The following is a 15844-nucleotide window of genomic DNA, read 5'->3' as shown; positions in this document are numbered from 1 at the left end:
TTTATATAACTTTATTCTCCTCCTTTCCTAATAATCTCCTTTTCTTATCTTTTGTTTACACGAACCATCGCTTTATGTTCGAAATAAGAAGAAATTGATTGATTGATTAGAGCTACACTTATAGCAGTGACAATAAAGAAGCCAATTGGCACTAAAACAATCCAAGGCTGCTGAGAGTAAAGATAACTGATATCTCCTCCAATTACACCAGACCATTCATAGGAGATTGTACGAGGAGGCGTGTCATCATCCGGGTAGTGGGTTCCTCCAAAAAAGAGTTTCATAAATCCAAGATGGACAAGAAGCTGCAATGATTGAATAAATTGTTGACCAAATAAAATAATCCATTTTTCGTACACGTGAGGAATTATATGTTTAAAAAAGATATACCGTTTACTAGAACCAAGTGTTCTTGATACTTCAATAAAATCTTCCTTATCCACCTGCCGCATTTCACTCGATATATGAATAGTTAAGCTCGGAATAGTAATAACTACTAATATAAAAACCTGAAAGGATGCTCGTAACCAAAAGGGAGTATGAAAGCCGTCAAGTGGCATCCATAAAACACTGTACAAAATAAAATAAGCTATAATCGTTTGCGGCACAACCGAAAATGGTTCAAAAATAGTTTTAATGCTGTTATAAATTCGATTATTTGCAGAAAAAATGAAGGATGCTAGCACAATGGAACATACCATCCTAAGAATAACAATTGTGATCGTAATTCCTATAGTCCATTTTGCCCCCTCCACCATCAGATGACCGAGATCATATCCATATCGGTCAGACCCAAATACATATTGGGTAAAAGGTGCATAGGGGGGCGTATCCACAATATTCCCCTTTTCATCTGAATGAAATTTCACCTGTCTGATTTGCCCATCATTCAATAAGGTATTTAGAATACTACCTGTTAACAATGCTAAAAGAAATATAAAACTAATAAGGAACCGTTTTCTTTTTAATAAAAAGACCATGTTGGATATCCTTTCTAATCTGCTTACTTAAACAACCGATTATTGTGCATTTTTCTTTAACCTTAGCAATGTTTTATGTTCAAAATAAACTTGGAGAGATTGATTCATTAGTGCTACACATATGGCTGTGACTATAAAGAACCCAATTGGCACTAGGACTATCCACGAGTGCGGTGAGTAAAGATAACTGATATCTCCGCCAATCACACCAGACCACTCATAGGAAATTGTCCGAGGAGGCATATCCTGATCGGGGTCCCCATAGTGTGTGCCACCAAAAAACAGCTGCATAAATCCTAGATGAGCAAGAAGCTGCAACAATTGAATAAATTGTTGCCCAAATAAAATGATCCATTTTTCGTACACATGAGGAATAATATGCTTAAAAAAGATATAGGGCTTACTTGAACCTAAGGTTTTGGAAACTTCGATAAAATCTTCCCTTTCCACATGTCGCATTTCACTTGATATGTGAATTGTTAAGTTGGGAATGGCAATTGCGACTAAAATAAAGACTTGGAAGAATGCTCGTAACCAAAAGGGAGTATGAAATCCATCAGATGGCATCCACAAAACACTGAATAAAATAAAGTAAGCAATAATCGTTTGCGGCACAACCGAAAATGGTTCAAAGAGAATTTTTATACCGTTATAAACCCTATTGTTTACAGAATAAATGAATGCAGCCAACACTAAGGAACATAACAGCCTGAGTATAACAATTGTAAGAGTTATACCTATCGTCCATTTCGCTCCCTCGACCATCATCTGTCCTAAATCATAGCCAAATACGTCCGAACCAAATAAATATTCAGTAAAAGGTGCATATGGGGGGTGGTCCACAATATTTCCCTTCTCATCTGAATGAAATTTCACCTGCCTGATCTGACCATCATTTAAAATAGTATTCAAAATACTTCCAGTAAATAATGTAATGAGAAACAAAGCACTGATAAGGAATCTTTTCCTTTTCACCAAAAATACCAGCATGTTATTGTGTATCCTTTCTGCTATCAAAACTTACCCATTCATAAATCCGATAAATGAGAAAAAATGGTATGAAAATAAGAATACACCCGATAATAAATGGATCTGTAGCTGTTAACATCACTCGAAGCAAACCATTCATATTAAACAAGTAATCAATGACAAATAGTGTAGAAAGCATAGACCAGAAAATCGTTTTCGATGTCCCAAACATTCCGTCAGCTATATTTCTTAAGACATGGACATTTAGAATATACGAAAAGGTAAATCCCTTTGCCTTCGCCAGCATGACATAATGTTTCTCTAATTCTTCTTCAATGTAATGAATCAGTACTTTTGTTATGTATAAACTAATAGGCACACTTAAACTGATAACAGGCAGAAGAATGGCCTCTTCACTTAGCGTCACAACTCGTGCCAGTTTAATACCTGTTTTTTTATAAACCATGATAACCGCAAATTGCAGTAACAAAATAAGCATTAAATCTGGAATAGACTCGAGGATTTCTAGAAAGCTTTTAATATACTTTATTTTATTTTTGAAGAAAATAAGACCGACATACGCAATAATAAAGGCAATTACGCATGCTACCACAAAACTTAGAGCTAACATCTTCATCGAATCAAAGTATTTATAAAAAATAACAGGAAATACAGAGTTCTTCTGATCCCTCAACATAAAATCCCCAAACGTAAACAGTTTCACATTCAAGTCATAAGCAGCCTGCAGAAATTTTGTTCCATTAAAAGTTAAATTTTTAAATAATTCCGGGAATACAGATATTATTATAAGAACTTCAACCCCTACAAAGCACTGGATCATGAGGAAAAACAATCTTTTAATTATCCTTAACCCTTTCATAACAACATCCTTTGTTAAAGTTTTTAATTTCAAATTCTTTCGCTTTCCTAATAGACGTAAAATCCAAGTAGATAGTTACATGCTTTCAGGCTATATTTATAAAATTTTCAAAATTGTGGAATTCTCTTTTTTTCTAAGATATATTTGTTATTGCGGGAAATCATGAATGAAGGAGTTGAAAACCTTGTATACTAAGAAGATATTTTTACCCATTCGTTTCATAGTGATATTAGTAGGTTTTATTTCTGCTGTGAATTTACCTATCTTATTAACATTTAATCCTTATCAGTTAAAAATTGAATTTAGACTTAGTTTTTTTAAGGAATATGTAGTAAGTAACTTAAGTTGGTTTACACATACAAATGAATATCCTTGGATTTTACAGTACTTTGAAGGAGACGGCATCCATAGATATCTGTATACCATGTCGTTACTAGGTATTGCACTATTGATAGTAATCATTCTCAGTTTGATCATCGCAACAGGCATCATGCTCCTACCATTATCTATCCAAAAGCGGTTTAAAGGTTTTATAGACTTCTCCACGACAGTACCAGATTTGCTTATTATCGCTTTAATACAGTACCTTGTATTCTTTCTATTTAAAACGTACAATTTTAGGCTTTTTCGACTATATGGAGGTGTGGAAACAGAACCATACTTTGTACCAATATTCATAGTGATTTTTGTTCCAACACTTTTTTTATCACAGCTGATTTTAAAAGAATATTCTTCAGAAGAACTTCAAGATTATGTCTTGTTTGCAAAGGCGAAAGGTCTTCCATTAAGAACAATTTATATCAAACATATTTTCAGAAATATTATTCCATTAATTCTCATTCATTTAAAATACATAGTCTGGTTTCTGCTTTCGAGTATTTACGTGATAGAACACATTCTAAATATCAAAGGCTATAGCGCTGCTCTTACATATATGTACGGGACCAGGGTGGTTCTTTTTGTAGTAGGACTTCTCCTTTTCTCCCTACCTCTTGTTATTGTGAGCGCAGTTGGTTATGTAGTAAAACTTATTATGGTCAGAAAGGAAACACCTAGTATATGAAAAAATATAAAAAGACAATTTGGGGTTCATCTTTTTTATTATGTGTACTAATTGTAAGTCTTCTCTATCCTTTATACGGTCCAAGTGATTTCGATAAAATCTATTTCTTGTATGACAATAAAGGAGACCTAGTAGGTGTCCCACCCATACCTCCTTCATCCTATTACCTGTTAGGTACAGACCGAAATGGTGAAAGTATTCTTCTTATGATACTTTACGGTGCGAAATTTACCATTTTAATAGCATTGTGCGTAACCATATTAAGAGTCTTTGTTGGTGGAATATTAGGTATTATATTTTCATTATGGTTTAAACCTCTTTTAATGGTTGTTAAAGATTACCTTTTAGTTTATAAAATAGTACCGCCTATAATTATTACCCTAGTTCTTATGGGTAGGGTCTCTTTCTATATGAAAGATGCAATATATGGTATTATGCTATACCAAATTGTGGTCCTAGCTATTGTAGGAATTCCTTCTGTTATAGTGACTACTTCAGAAATTATCGAGGAACTAAGCAAGAAATCGTTTATCCTTACTTCTTACTTGATGGGCGGAACGCATTTTCATGTATTAAAAAGACAAATCAAACCATTCCTAACGTCTTATGGGGTATTGATCGGTATCCAGCAATTACTGAATACCTTTATCCTTATTATGTACCTTGGAATCTATAAAATTTATATCGGTGGAATTTCTAAAGACAATGTACGTGGATTAGAACTTTTTAATTCAAACTCAAAAGAATGGGCTGGACTTATTGGGCAAAACTTTGATGAGTTTTATCGCACTCCCTACCTGGTCTTTACCCCTTTAATATGTTATTTTATTCTTATTTTAATTGTAACCATGATAAAAAAAGAACTAGAAGAAGCTTGGGATATTAACTCATTAGCTTATAAAACAAAAAAGAAGAAGTTCAAAAAGTCACAAGAAAAACAAGGCTCGAGCAAAACCACAATTGTTGCTGCAGACTTTACCTTACAAAAAGAAATGACTTAGCATATTACTGAACGAGTGTCAGCGTCTCAACAGGGCTGAGACTCTTTTTTTACAATATTGTGGAAATTCGTCGAAAGGTAGTATATATTTATCCTTACAATTAAAAATATTAAGAAAGGAATGAGTGTGTGTGATTAAAAAAATTGCCTATCTTCCAGTTAGATTACTAGCGATGATAGCTGGTTTTATCTTTTTATTAAACATTCCCATTCTATTGGTCTTCAATGTAAATAACAAAAATATTGAATTTCATTTTAGCCAATACAAAGAATATGTGCAAAATAACTTATCCTGGTTGTTCCAATTCGAACAATATCCATACATATTAAGATTTTTTGAAGACGATGGAATGAAAAAATATATTTATACTATGACTATATTGTCTGTTTCCCTTCTGGTAGTAATAGTATTTGGGTTTATCGTGTCCACCACAATTATGTTACTACCTTTAACCGTTCGAAAACGGTTAAGCGGATTTATAGATTTCACTACTACAGCACCTGATTTACTTATCGTCTTCCTATTACAGTATTTAGTCATTTATTTATATAAAACATTTCATATTAAATTATTTCAGCTTTATGGAGGGAATTATACCGAGCCATATTTCATGCCAATTGTTATAGTTAGTTTTGTACCTACTATTTTCTTAGTACAATTTTTATTAAAAGAGTTTGCGAACGAAGAACAACAAGATTATGTACTATTTGCAATAGCAAAAGGTACGCCATTAAGAACAATTTATGTAAAACATATAATCCGGAACGTTCTTCCGTTATTACTCATTCATTTACGAACGATAATTTGGTTCCTTTTATCTAGTATAATAGTAGTGGAATACTTGTTTAACATACACGGGTATGTGGATGTGTTACGCTCTATGTATGGTACAAGAGCCATCTCATTTGTTTTTGGATTTCTCCTTTTTGCTGTACCTGTTATTATCGCTAATATGATTGCTAAGATAGTGATGAGCTCAAGAAATAGAAAAGGAACAAGTACGATATGAAATTTAAAAAATATAAAAAGACCGTTATTGGATTATCCATTCTAAGTATTATTCTATTTGCCAGTTTACTGTATCCATACTATGGCCCTGCGGATTTTAATAAAGTGACCTATCTATATGATAAAAAAGGAAATTTAATAGGGGTACCGCCGATTCCACCATCCTCTCATTACCTCTTAGGCTCTGATCGGAATGGTGCGGATATACTGTATATGATGATATATGGTGCAAAATTTACTTTATTAACTGCTTTTGGTGTTACCCTTTTTCGAGTATTACTTGGCAGCATATTCGGATTATTATTTTCCTTATGGTTCAAACGTTTGCTGCCGCTAGTAAAGGATTTTCTGGTTGTATTCAATTTAGTACCGCCTATTCTTATTACTTTAGTACTTATGTACCCAGTTTCAACTACTTATATTAAAGATTCCATTTATAGTGTAATGATCTATCAGATTATTATTCTAGTCATAATGGGGATTCCTTCCGTTTTGTTTATGACTGTAGATATTGTTGATGAATTAAAAAAGAAAACATTTATCCAATGTTCATATTTAATGGGAGGAGATCATTTTCATGTATTAAAGACCCAGTTTAAACCGTATTTGACTTCATATGGTTTATTGATGGTTATCCAACAGCTTCTAGGAACACTTGTACTTATGATGTATTTAGGAGCCTTTCAGGTATACATTGGGGGAGTTTCAAAGGAAGAAGTTCGTGGCTTACCACTTCTAAATTCCATTTCAAAGGAATGGGCCGGTCTGGTTGGCCAAAATTACCGTGAATTCTACATGTCACCATGGGTTGTACTAATCCCGCTTGCTTGTTATTTTATCTTAATTCTCATTATCAATATGATTAAGAATGAACTTGATGAAGCATTAGACATAAACGCATTAGGAATTATATCCAAAAAGAAAAAAACAAAAAAGAAAAAACAACTGAAAGATCAGAACTTAACATACTCCGTCAAAACAAGTGACTTTACCTTACAAAGAGAACTAAAATAAATAAGGGGACAGTCCCCCGGCGCTTTAGCGCAACGGGGGACTGTCCCCTCTTAATAGATAGAATACATATCCGTAGTAATCAGGATATTTTCTATACAAATCTATTTCGGTTTGAAATTCTGATAAACTGTTTAATATCCCTTGATTATTTTGATACTTTTCCCGGAACAATCTAATTCTTTCCTCTAATGGAGTATAGTAATGATCCCACCAGCCAGACTCCGGCAGGACAAACGTTTCAATAACTTCATAGCCCATCTTTTCCGCTTTTTGCTTATTCTCCTTGATGCCGTCCATCCCAGGATAGGCATTCCTCCAAAACTCTTCCACTTCTTTCGGTAGGTCATTTTTAATCCAGGAAAGCTCTGAAACAACAATTATCCCATTCTCTTAAAGGTATTTCTTCCATTCCCTTAAACCTTTTTCAAATCCGATGATGAAAATAGCTCCCTCTGACCAAATGATATCAAATTGTCCTTCATCATAAGGCAACGACTTCATGTTAGCTTTTTCAATAGTTATTTTTTGTGATAAACCTCTCTTTTTACTACCTCATTTAATCTTTCTAGAAATCCATCATTTACATCAGTTGCCAAGACGCTTCCTTCTGTTAAAGAAGCAAGTTCCATCGTTTGCATTCCTGGACCACAGCCAATGTCTAAAATAAATGGTTTCGACACGTACTTTTCAATAATTTTATATGCTTTCCTAGTTGATTCATTGTTTCCAGGACCTTCTCTAGGAATGTCTCTATGTAATTCATAGAAAATACTCACGACTACTCTCCTTTCAAATCATCTAAACCAGAGAAAAAAACCATCCAGTCATTTGGATGGTTCCAGAAAAAGGATTTCCGTAATAGAAATATATCAACTAAATATAAATTTTTCCAATGTATTAAAAGCTACAATTTTTCACTCTAAACGGACCATCATTCGATTTAGATAATTTCTTCTTTCAATTATATATTCTCTTATAACATCCATTTCATTATCGAATTGTTCCATTTGTTTACTTTTATAAGGGTCTTTTAAGACATATGGTCTAATCAATTGAAGCAATCGTTCCACCTTGGGAACCATATAGTCTAGAGTGAATTGCTGTTTCATTATTTTTTTTAGTATGTTTACATATTGCTTACGAAAGTGATCTACGTTTAAAATTCTTGCCGTTAATGTATTAAAACCATCTATTGGAACATAGTCAGCTTCCATAGTCTTTCCGTTAACATCCCTTCCCCATGTAGCATCATAATCCCACGGAAGAACTTCAAATAAACCCGTATCACTGTTCCTATATAATGCGTAATTATGAACAAAACCATCATAATTCGAAGTAAATATAACTCCAGCAACCCACCGAAGATACTTATTAACATCCACAAAATTTTGTATTTCTTCTTCAAATTCCCTTTGTCCTATGGTATTTATTTTAAAGATAAATTCTTCTAAATAATAATTATCTTGTTGATCTCCCCATTTTCTCTCATAGCCCAAACTTAGTGATTTTTTTGTTTCATTGTCTAATTCACTCATAAGGGAAAAGTTAGCATCACCATCAAGTGCATAAAAAATGCTTCCATTATTTAAGTTTCTTTTTCGTAGGAAATTTTCATCCACAGATTCAATTTCTAAGTATACCCCTTCTGGTCTTCCGTTCTGTGTCAAAAAAACATGTTGAGACCTTGGTGCTAAAACTTGAATATCCGAAAAAAAGTCAAAAGATAGTTTGTTTCGAATGAGTGAGGGGTCTTTATATTCAGCATTTAAATGCACGAGTTTCGATCCTCTATAGGTCGCTGGTTTATAGAAGCCTATCTGGTAGGACTTTTTGGGCAAATTTCGTATATGTGATCCCCGATAACTTAAATCAATTTCAAACCGCTTTCCTTCAATGGTTAACTGAGCTGGAACAGGTTCTTCAATCCAAATGTCCCTTTTTAGTTCCTTTAAGTCATTTGGGTTAATAAAAAGCTTATATTCTGGTACTTTTATAACCTCGCCCATTTTTATTCCTCCTTCCTTTATTCGTATGAATATCCAAGTAAAGTTGTCACGGTTGGATAGGAATTTTTCCTTTGATAGGCCTTTTTCTCATACAAAAATTGCTCCACCAACGTAAATTGGTAAAAGAAGAGTGAGGTTTTTAGGTAAAAGTTTAAATAAAATTCGTACTCCCTTTTCTATCTTTAAAGGAGGTGCTAAAATGAGTGAATTTTCATCAGAAAATATACAAAGGGCAGCTGATGAGGTAAGACATGGTGGTTTTGGGGATTTTATGTTCAGAGGACCAAGCCGTGACAGAGAGACTTCATCCTCTAGTCGAAGAACTACTCGCCATTCAAGTAGACACACAACTAGACGAAATACATCAAGAGATCGCTGTACTACAAGAAGATATCCAACCAAATGCTTTAAAATTAAATCTTGTTGGCAAAACAGTTCTCGTAGCAATCATCAAACGAAAACATATTGGGATAATGGAAACATGTGGCAATTAAGAGTACGCAGACGTTAAAACATCCATTTAGAAAAGAACTGAGGATGAATCCTTGGATGGATTCACCTCTTTATTTTTTTGCCGGAATTCTAAGGGATTAAAGGAATGGAAGAATTGGTTGATTTTACCTTTAAATAGAGTAAAATTAACTAGTTAATTCCTTTTTTATTGGAGGTGTATTCTAATTAAAAACATCCTAAAAGGCTTTATCGGTTTTCTTATATTAGATTTGTATTTTAATTTAATTTCCGTTCAGCTTGGAAATCCATATCTTCAATTTGGATCCATTTTCCTTTTCTTTCCGTTAGCTTTCTATATTTCAAAATGGGTGGGACTAGACGGATTAAAAGGAATCGGAATGCTATTTCAACCTGGATGGAAAAAGAACTTTTTCATCAGCTTTCTGATTGGCTTTGAGTTTTGGTTAATTATGTTCGGTACACAATTTTACATTGGCGACTTAGAGTTAGTAAGCATTCACGGGCCTGTAAATTTAATAATGTCCTTAGTGGAAGTCTTCATTGGTTATTTAGTTGGATCACTAATTATTGATTTAATTGTCAAAGGTTATCTAATCAATCTATTAAAAGGAAAGATTCATATTGTCTGGATCTTTATAATAAGTATTTTAATTTATGCACTTGATGACTATTGGTATGCTGGGTTTAGTCTCAGCAACATGATTTTTTCAATAATTTTAGGACTTTCATTAACTTTCGCATTCTATAGAACTGGGTCAATTTCGGCAGATACAGGGCTTCATTATGGATTAAATATTGCCTACGGTCTTTTCTTTGGTCTAGTTGGTAATTCAAAAGGGCGCTCTTTTTATCGTCAAAGAAACAGGGCACGAAACTGCAGTTTCCAGTCTCCTTCATTATATGGTCCCTGCTATTATGTTTCTATTTATTCTTAATACATTAAAATTCTATGTGAGTCCTGTTTCCAATGTAAAAAATAGAGAAGTACACGTTTCACATTAGCTGAAACTTTATGCTCCTTTCATCGTCATTATAATTATTAAGTATATTAAGGGGGGAACTTATGAAAATTATCGGGTTAATAGGTGGAATGAGTTGGGAATCTTCAGCGGAATACTATCGCCTGATTAACGAGGAAGTGAAGAGGAGATTAGGTGGTTTACATTCAGCTCAATGCCTCCTATACAGTGTCGATTTTGCTGAAATTGAACAGTGCCAATCTGAAGGGAATTGGGCAAAAGCGGGAGAAATATTAGCATATGCTGCAATAGGATTGGAAAAAGGTGGCGCAGACTTTATCTTGATTTGTACGAATACCATGCATAAAGTTATAGATCTCATTAAAGAAAAAATTAATATACCCATTTTACATATTGCAGACGCAACAGCAATCCAAATAAAAAAACATGGTATGAAGACCATTGCCTTGCTAGGAACCAGGTATACGATGGAGCAGGATTTTTACAAATCTCGTCTGAAAGAACAAGGGTTTACAGTACTAATCCCTGACAAGCCGGAAAGAGAAATGATTAATACTATAATATATGAAGAGTTATGCTTAGGGAGAATTCTCCCTTCTTCAAGATCTTCATTTAAAGAAACCATTAATCATCTAATTAGAAACGGTGCAGAAGGAATCATCTTAGGCTGTACTGAAATTGGTTTATTAGTTAAACAAGAAGACTGTAATGTACCGTTATTTGATACAACATCTATTCACGCTCTTGATGCTGTTAACAGAGCACTTGGGACAGATTGAGCCACCCATGTGATAAATGAATATTTACCATCAATGAAAGGAGTGAATAAATGAAGTTTAAGAAATTTCTAGTCGGTTTTACTACATTTGTACTAGGAACAGGTCTATTTTATGCGATTGGACATCTCTTTAAGATTGAATGGTTAATGTTCGAATATCAATATAAGGTTAGCACCAATGGATTATTCGTTAAAACAGGCTCATTAGTTCCATTTATTATTGGGATTTCCCTCAGTTTCATAGCAGAGAAAGTCTATGCTAATAAAAACAAAACACACTTTCATTAAGACAAAGAGCAGTCACCCATACAATTTGGGCACTGCTCTTCTATTTTTTATTGTTTTTCATGTTCGAATTCTTCTTCCAATCTTTTAATTTCTTCAACTGATTTTTCTAACGCAGCTTGAGGACCTTTAAAATGCTTTTTGTAATAACCCAAATCCATGATGATTAGAATGACAAACATGCCTCCTAACGCGTAGGCAGCCATTTGATTTGGAGGAATTACCATGATGATACAAATAAAGAGAATCCAAATTAAACTAATTACATTAATTGGTTTGCTCCATTTTCCTAAACTCCAGGGACCGTAATGTTTAGGTAAGAATATCCCTTTTGATTCAGCCCTTAATTTCAGAAAGATAGGAATGCCGTAAGCTACATATAAACCAACTACACTCACCGCCGTTAAAAACGCGATCGTAGAGTAACCTACGTCTGGATTGATGAACTTTGTGATGTAATCGATTAAGGCTAAGACAAAAGAAAGAATAACTGAGAGCCAAATGGCTTTTGCTGGAGTACGATATTTTCGGCTGATTTCTGCCCAGTGCTTGCTAAACGGCATACCTTTATCCCGCGAAAAAGCATACATCATGCGTGAAAACGAGGTGATTGATGAGAGACCGCAGAAGAACATAGCAAATGTAACGAGCCAAAGAACGATATTTCCAAATGTACCTCCTAATGCTTGGCTGATAACATAGATGAAAGCATTATCAGAGTTAACCGCTCCACTCGCATCATGAATTGAAAGTGTAACAAATGAAAGCATGATAAAACCAAATACAAAAGAAAATGCGACAGAGTTGAAAATACCCCATGGTGCACGTACCCTTGGGTGAACCGTCTCTTCAATCGTATGCGCAGATGCATCATAACCTGTAAAGGTCCATTGTGCTTGCAACAAACCAATTAAAAAGGCTAGAAAATAAGGTTTATCCGAGAATGTTGTTCCCACTTGGAATAAATAATCGATTGGCTGTAGCCCATCTTTTGTAAAAAAGGCAAGACTCACTACTAAAATGGCAACAACAATCATATGATACCAAGCCGAAAAATCATTCAATTTAGCAACAATTTTAATGCCAACATGGTTTAGGATTCCGTGTAAAAGGAGGACGATGCCAAAAACTATTAAGATGGTAGTATCAGTAGAAGAATAGTTGAAAATAGTTGCTAGGAGTGGGTCTGCAAATAAGGCGACAGAATAATCGATTCCTGCTACAATTCCGATTTGGCCAATTAAATTTATCCAGGCGGTATACCAGCCAATTCTCGTGCCCTTTAAAGCAGCAGCCCAGTGATATAAAGCCCCTGCTGTTGGGATTGCTGAAGCGAGTTCAGATAAAGAGGCCGCAATTAACAATACAAAAAGGGCAACGATGGTCCAACCAAATCCCATCATCCCAGGTCCCCCATACAGTAATCCATGGCCGTATAGAGAAACAGCACCTGTTAAAATCGAAATAATGGAAAAAGAAATGGCAAAGTTTGAAAATCCACCCATATCACGAAGTAATTCTTGTGCATATCCATAACGATTGAGCTGCTTTTTGTCTGCCAGCATTTGTTGATCTTTATTTTTCATAGCTTTTTCTCCTTTCGTGCTTAGACTTTTTCATCACTTCCAACGAAAATCTCATGTTCTTCCTCATTAAAAGCTCTAACATTTTTATTTGCTCTCAGACCAATGGCTGAACCAACTACAAGTGTAATGATCACCAAAGCGAATCCAATTACGACTTCCATTCACATTCACCCCCTTCTAAAAGGTTTGAACTAAGACCAAATTGGGTCAAGTTATTACTATGATTATTCCAAAAAAACTAATTATATTCACTATGAATCATAGATTACTAAAAAAGCAGTCCCCCCTAAGGAGACCGCTTAATCTTTTCAATAGTTATATTTTATCTGTTTGCAACATCTTTTAATTCTTCATGTGAAGTGACGTCTTCAATGGAAACGAATTCCTCGGACATTGGTCGTAGGTTTTTAGAACCTACTAAGAAATAGTAGACAAGTGCCACTCCAAAGATTGATAAAATAACATAACCTAAGGGAATTTCTACTCCAAACAATGGTAAAGATGTTGTTAGAACACTGTATTTAACAACACAGAAGAAAGAAAATACACCTAATGTAAGTGCAATTGCTGGTACAACTGGGTAACTTACTTTGAATGGTCTATCCATATTTGGTTCTTTCTTTCTTAATACAAATAATGAAACCATACTTAAACAGTACATAGTAATCGCACCAAATACAGAAAGGATTATGAGTGCGTTGGCGAAATTTGCAGAACCTGCAGCAATAACACCAATTGCACCTGGTACAATTAGACCCCAGTGCGGTACGCCTCTTTTTGAAAGGTTAGAAAGGAATTTTGGTAAGTAACCTGCTCTCGCCAAAGCAAACGTCTGGCGGGAGAAACCAATAATAATTCCGTGTAAACTCGCAATTAAACCGAAGAGACCAATAATTGCAACCGTGATTGGAATAATACTACCTTCACCATAAACACTTGATAAGGCTTGTGGAAGTGGATAATCTGCAGGTTTGCCGGTCCCGCCTCCAAGTCCCGCTGTTACAAATAAAGTTAAAACCGTTGCAATACCAAGTGTTAAAATTCCTGAGATGAATCCTTTCGGGATATCCTTCTTCGGATCACGAACCTCTTCTGCAGCCATGGCGCCTCCTTCGATAGCCAGGAAAAACCAAATTGCAAATGGAATGGCAGCCATAACCCCTGACCAGCCATTTGAGAAGGCCGTTTCATTAAAAATATTAGATGTTTGTACATGTGGTAACCCTGCTACATAATAAATTGCTAAACCAATAAGTGCCATAATGGTAGCTACCAATTCAATAATTGCAGCTCCCTTTACCCCAATGAGGTTGACTAAAATAAACAAAACAAACATTCCGACTGTTGCATAGACGGCATTAATGCTAGGAACTAAGAAATTAATGTATGCACCCACTGAAACAGCAATTGCTGGTGGAGCAAATACAAATTCAAGCAAACAGGCTAACCCTGTTACAAACCCCATAAACGGCCCCATTGCCTTTCTAGCATAAGCCGAAGGACCACCCGCATGTGGAATAGAGGTTGATAACTCAGAGTAACTAAAAATAAACGTCGTATAGAAAACAGTAATTATGAGTGCGGCAATAGCAAGGCCAATGGTACCCCCTTGCTCAAACCCGTAATTCCAACCAAAATACTGACCAGAGATAACCATACCCACTGCTATACCCCATAAATGGATAGGCGTCAGACTTTTATGCAGATGGTTCTTTTCTTTCTCCAATAAGATCGTCCCCTTTTAAGAACATTTTTAAATTTAGAACTTCCACAATTGTTAGGTCTTTTTCTGAAAATTTTTCGTAGGAGAATGTAAACCTTATTTTACAATATTAATAGACTTGAACTACTTGTTAAAAATAGTCATAACATTTCGAACGGATTGTGCAGATTTATCTAATGCAGATTTCTCTTCAGGAGTTAAGGGGATCTCAATAATACTTTCTATTCCATCTCCTCCAAGAATGGTCGGAACCCCTAAATAAAGATCATGATAGCCATATTCACCTTCTAGATAAGCGATGGATGGTAAAATGCGCTTTTTATCCTTAAGTATGGCCTCCGCCATTTGGACCATTGATGCAGCAGGAGCATAATAAGCACTTCCTTGTCCAAGTAAATTGACAATTTCACCGCCGCCCTTACGCGTTCTTTCTACAATTGCTTCAATCCGATGCGGTGGGAGAATTTTGTCCAGTGGGATTCCTCCAGCATAAGAAAAACGCACTAAAGGTACCATATCATCCCCGTGACCACCAAGTACAAACCCAGAAATGTCCTCAACTGATATATTCAATTCCTGTGCTACAAACGTATTAAATCGGGCTGTATCTAACACACCTGATTGACCAATAACACGATTCTTTGGGAACCCAGTAGTTTGATAGCAAACATATGTCATCGCGTCAACTGGATTACTTAGAACTATGATATAACTATCGGGTGCATATTTTTTTACATTTTCTGATACCTGCTCGATAATTTTAGCATTCGTAGAGACTAAATCATCACGGCTCATTCCTGGCTTCCGAGGAATACCTGCAGTAATTAAAACTAAGTCTGCATTTTGAATGTCCTCGTAATTGGAGGTACCGATAATATTTGCATTAAATCCCTGTACTGGGCTTGCTTCTAACATATCAAGTGCTTTCCCTTTGGTTGGATCACTTTGAGATGGAATATCTACTAGAACCAGGTCACCTAATTCTTTCTGAGCAAGCATCAATGCAGCCGTTGCACCGGTAAATCCTGCTCCGATTACTGCAATTTTTCTCCGTTTGAAAGCCAATTTCTTCTCCCCCCATATTCTTTACTCATAGT

Annotated in this window: 19 protein-coding genes and 1 pseudogene; 9 read left to right on the top strand and 11 right to left on the bottom strand. The window is 35.1% G+C overall.

Translation table 11 applies throughout. The annotated features are described in order from the left end of the window. Positions 1-44: 44 nt before the first annotated feature. Genes QE429_RS12640 through QE429_RS12630 form a run of 3 tightly spaced genes read right to left on the bottom strand, consistent with a single transcriptional unit; the run spans position 45 to position 2862 of the window. Positions 45-980, bottom strand: a complete 936-nt coding sequence (locus QE429_RS12640) for an ABC transporter permease subunit (protein ID WP_307287372.1) — start codon at positions 978-980, stop codon at positions 45-47. Positions 981-1019: 39 nt separating this feature from the next. Next, a complete protein-coding gene (locus tag QE429_RS12635) occupies positions 1020-1970 on the bottom strand; it encodes an ABC transporter permease subunit (protein ID WP_307287371.1) in 951 nt (316 codons plus the stop codon). 1 nt (position 1971) lies between these two features. Further along, positions 1972-2862, bottom strand: coding sequence for an ABC transporter permease subunit (locus tag QE429_RS12630; RefSeq protein WP_307287370.1), 891 nt, complete (start codon positions 2860-2862; stop codon positions 1972-1974). A 151-nt stretch (positions 2863-3013) separates the two neighbouring features. Here QE429_RS12630 and QE429_RS12625 point away from each other — a divergent pair, with 151 nt between their 5' ends. From QE429_RS12625 to QE429_RS12610, 4 genes are all read left to right on the top strand, one after another. Further along, the gene (locus QE429_RS12625; protein ID WP_307287369.1) at positions 3014-3892 is read left to right on the top strand and encodes an ABC transporter permease subunit; all 879 of its coding nucleotides are present in this window, start codon (positions 3014-3016) and stop codon (positions 3890-3892) included. Further along, positions 3889-4893, top strand: coding sequence for a hypothetical protein (locus QE429_RS12620; protein ID WP_307287368.1), 1005 nt, complete (start codon positions 3889-3891; stop codon positions 4891-4893). Before QE429_RS12625 ends, QE429_RS12620 begins: the two co-directional genes overlap by 4 nt. 130 nt (positions 4894-5023) lie before the next feature. After that, complete coding sequence (locus QE429_RS12615) at positions 5024-5902, top strand: ABC transporter permease subunit (RefSeq protein ID WP_307287367.1); 879 nt, start codon at positions 5024-5026, stop codon at positions 5900-5902. After that, positions 5899-6915, top strand: coding sequence for a hypothetical protein (locus QE429_RS12610; RefSeq protein ID WP_307287366.1), 1017 nt, complete (start codon positions 5899-5901; stop codon positions 6913-6915). The genes QE429_RS12615 and QE429_RS12610 overlap by 4 nt, the downstream gene beginning before the upstream one ends. Before the next feature lie 24 nt (positions 6916-6939). Here the strand turns inward: QE429_RS12610 and QE429_RS12605 are convergent, their stop codons facing one another. From QE429_RS12605 to QE429_RS12595, 4 genes are all read right to left on the bottom strand, one after another. Beyond that, complete coding sequence (locus QE429_RS12605) at positions 6940-7212, bottom strand: hypothetical protein (RefSeq protein ID WP_307287365.1); 273 nt, start codon at positions 7210-7212, stop codon at positions 6940-6942. Between the two features lie 93 nt (positions 7213-7305). After that, entirely contained in the window at positions 7306-7416 is a 111-nt protein-coding gene (locus QE429_RS24455; protein WP_373463197.1) for a hypothetical protein, read from the bottom strand. 17 nt (positions 7417-7433) lie between these two features. Continuing rightward, positions 7434-7691, bottom strand: coding sequence for a class I SAM-dependent methyltransferase (locus QE429_RS12600; protein ID WP_307287364.1), 258 nt, complete (start codon positions 7689-7691; stop codon positions 7434-7436). Positions 7692-7829: 138 nt separating this feature from the next. After that, positions 7830-8921: a CotH kinase family protein gene (locus tag QE429_RS12595; RefSeq protein ID WP_307287363.1), complete on the bottom strand. Its 1092-nt coding sequence runs from the start codon at positions 8919-8921 to the stop codon at positions 7830-7832. Positions 8922-9120: 199 nt separating this feature from the next. Here QE429_RS12595 and QE429_RS24450 point away from each other — a divergent pair. From QE429_RS24450 to QE429_RS12575, 5 genes and pseudogenes are all read left to right on the top strand, one after another. After that, positions 9121-9168: pseudogene (locus QE429_RS24450) on the top strand (hypothetical protein); the annotation flags it as partial. 4 nt (positions 9169-9172) lie between these two features. Next, complete coding sequence (locus QE429_RS12590) at positions 9173-9415, top strand: hypothetical protein (RefSeq protein WP_307287362.1); 243 nt, start codon at positions 9173-9175, stop codon at positions 9413-9415. Between the two features lie 357 nt (positions 9416-9772). Continuing rightward, positions 9773-10330, top strand: coding sequence for a CPBP family intramembrane glutamic endopeptidase (locus tag QE429_RS12585; RefSeq protein WP_307287361.1), 558 nt, complete (start codon positions 9773-9775; stop codon positions 10328-10330). A 128-nt stretch (positions 10331-10458) separates the two neighbouring features. Then, the gene (locus tag QE429_RS12580; protein ID WP_307287360.1) at positions 10459-11154 is read left to right on the top strand and encodes an aspartate/glutamate racemase family protein; all 696 of its coding nucleotides are present in this window, start codon (positions 10459-10461) and stop codon (positions 11152-11154) included. A gap of 50 nt (positions 11155-11204) precedes the next feature. After that, entirely contained in the window at positions 11205-11441 is a 237-nt protein-coding gene (locus QE429_RS12575; RefSeq protein WP_307287359.1) for a hypothetical protein, read from the top strand. Positions 11442-11488: 47 nt separating this feature from the next. Here QE429_RS12575 and QE429_RS12570 read toward each other — a convergent pair whose 3' ends face one another. The 4 genes from QE429_RS12570 to mdh all read right to left on the bottom strand — a co-directional run bounded on the left by QE429_RS12570 (position 11489) and on the right by mdh (position 15812). After that, positions 11489-13024 carry an amino acid permease gene (locus QE429_RS12570; RefSeq protein ID WP_307287358.1) on the bottom strand — a complete coding sequence of 512 codons (1536 nt, stop codon included), beginning with the start codon at positions 13022-13024 and terminating at the stop codon, positions 11489-11491. Between the two features lie 20 nt (positions 13025-13044). Continuing rightward, positions 13045-13185, bottom strand: a complete 141-nt coding sequence (locus QE429_RS12565; RefSeq protein ID WP_307287357.1) for a hypothetical protein — start codon at positions 13183-13185, stop codon at positions 13045-13047. A 161-nt stretch (positions 13186-13346) separates the two neighbouring features. Further along, complete coding sequence (eat, locus tag QE429_RS12560; RefSeq protein ID WP_307287356.1) at positions 13347-14750, bottom strand: ethanolamine permease; 1404 nt, start codon at positions 14748-14750, stop codon at positions 13347-13349. Positions 14751-14870: 120 nt separating this feature from the next. After that, complete coding sequence (gene mdh, locus QE429_RS12555) at positions 14871-15812, bottom strand: malate dehydrogenase (protein ID WP_307287355.1); 942 nt, start codon at positions 15810-15812, stop codon at positions 14871-14873. Positions 15813-15844: the final 32 nt, after the last annotated feature.

Source organism: Bacillus sp. SORGH_AS_0510, from assembly GCF_030818775.1.
Taxonomy (GTDB): Bacteria; Bacillota; Bacilli; order Bacillales; family Cytobacillaceae; genus Neobacillus.
Note: the sequence above shows the minus strand (reverse complement) of the source record. Positions and strands in the feature narration are given on the sequence as shown.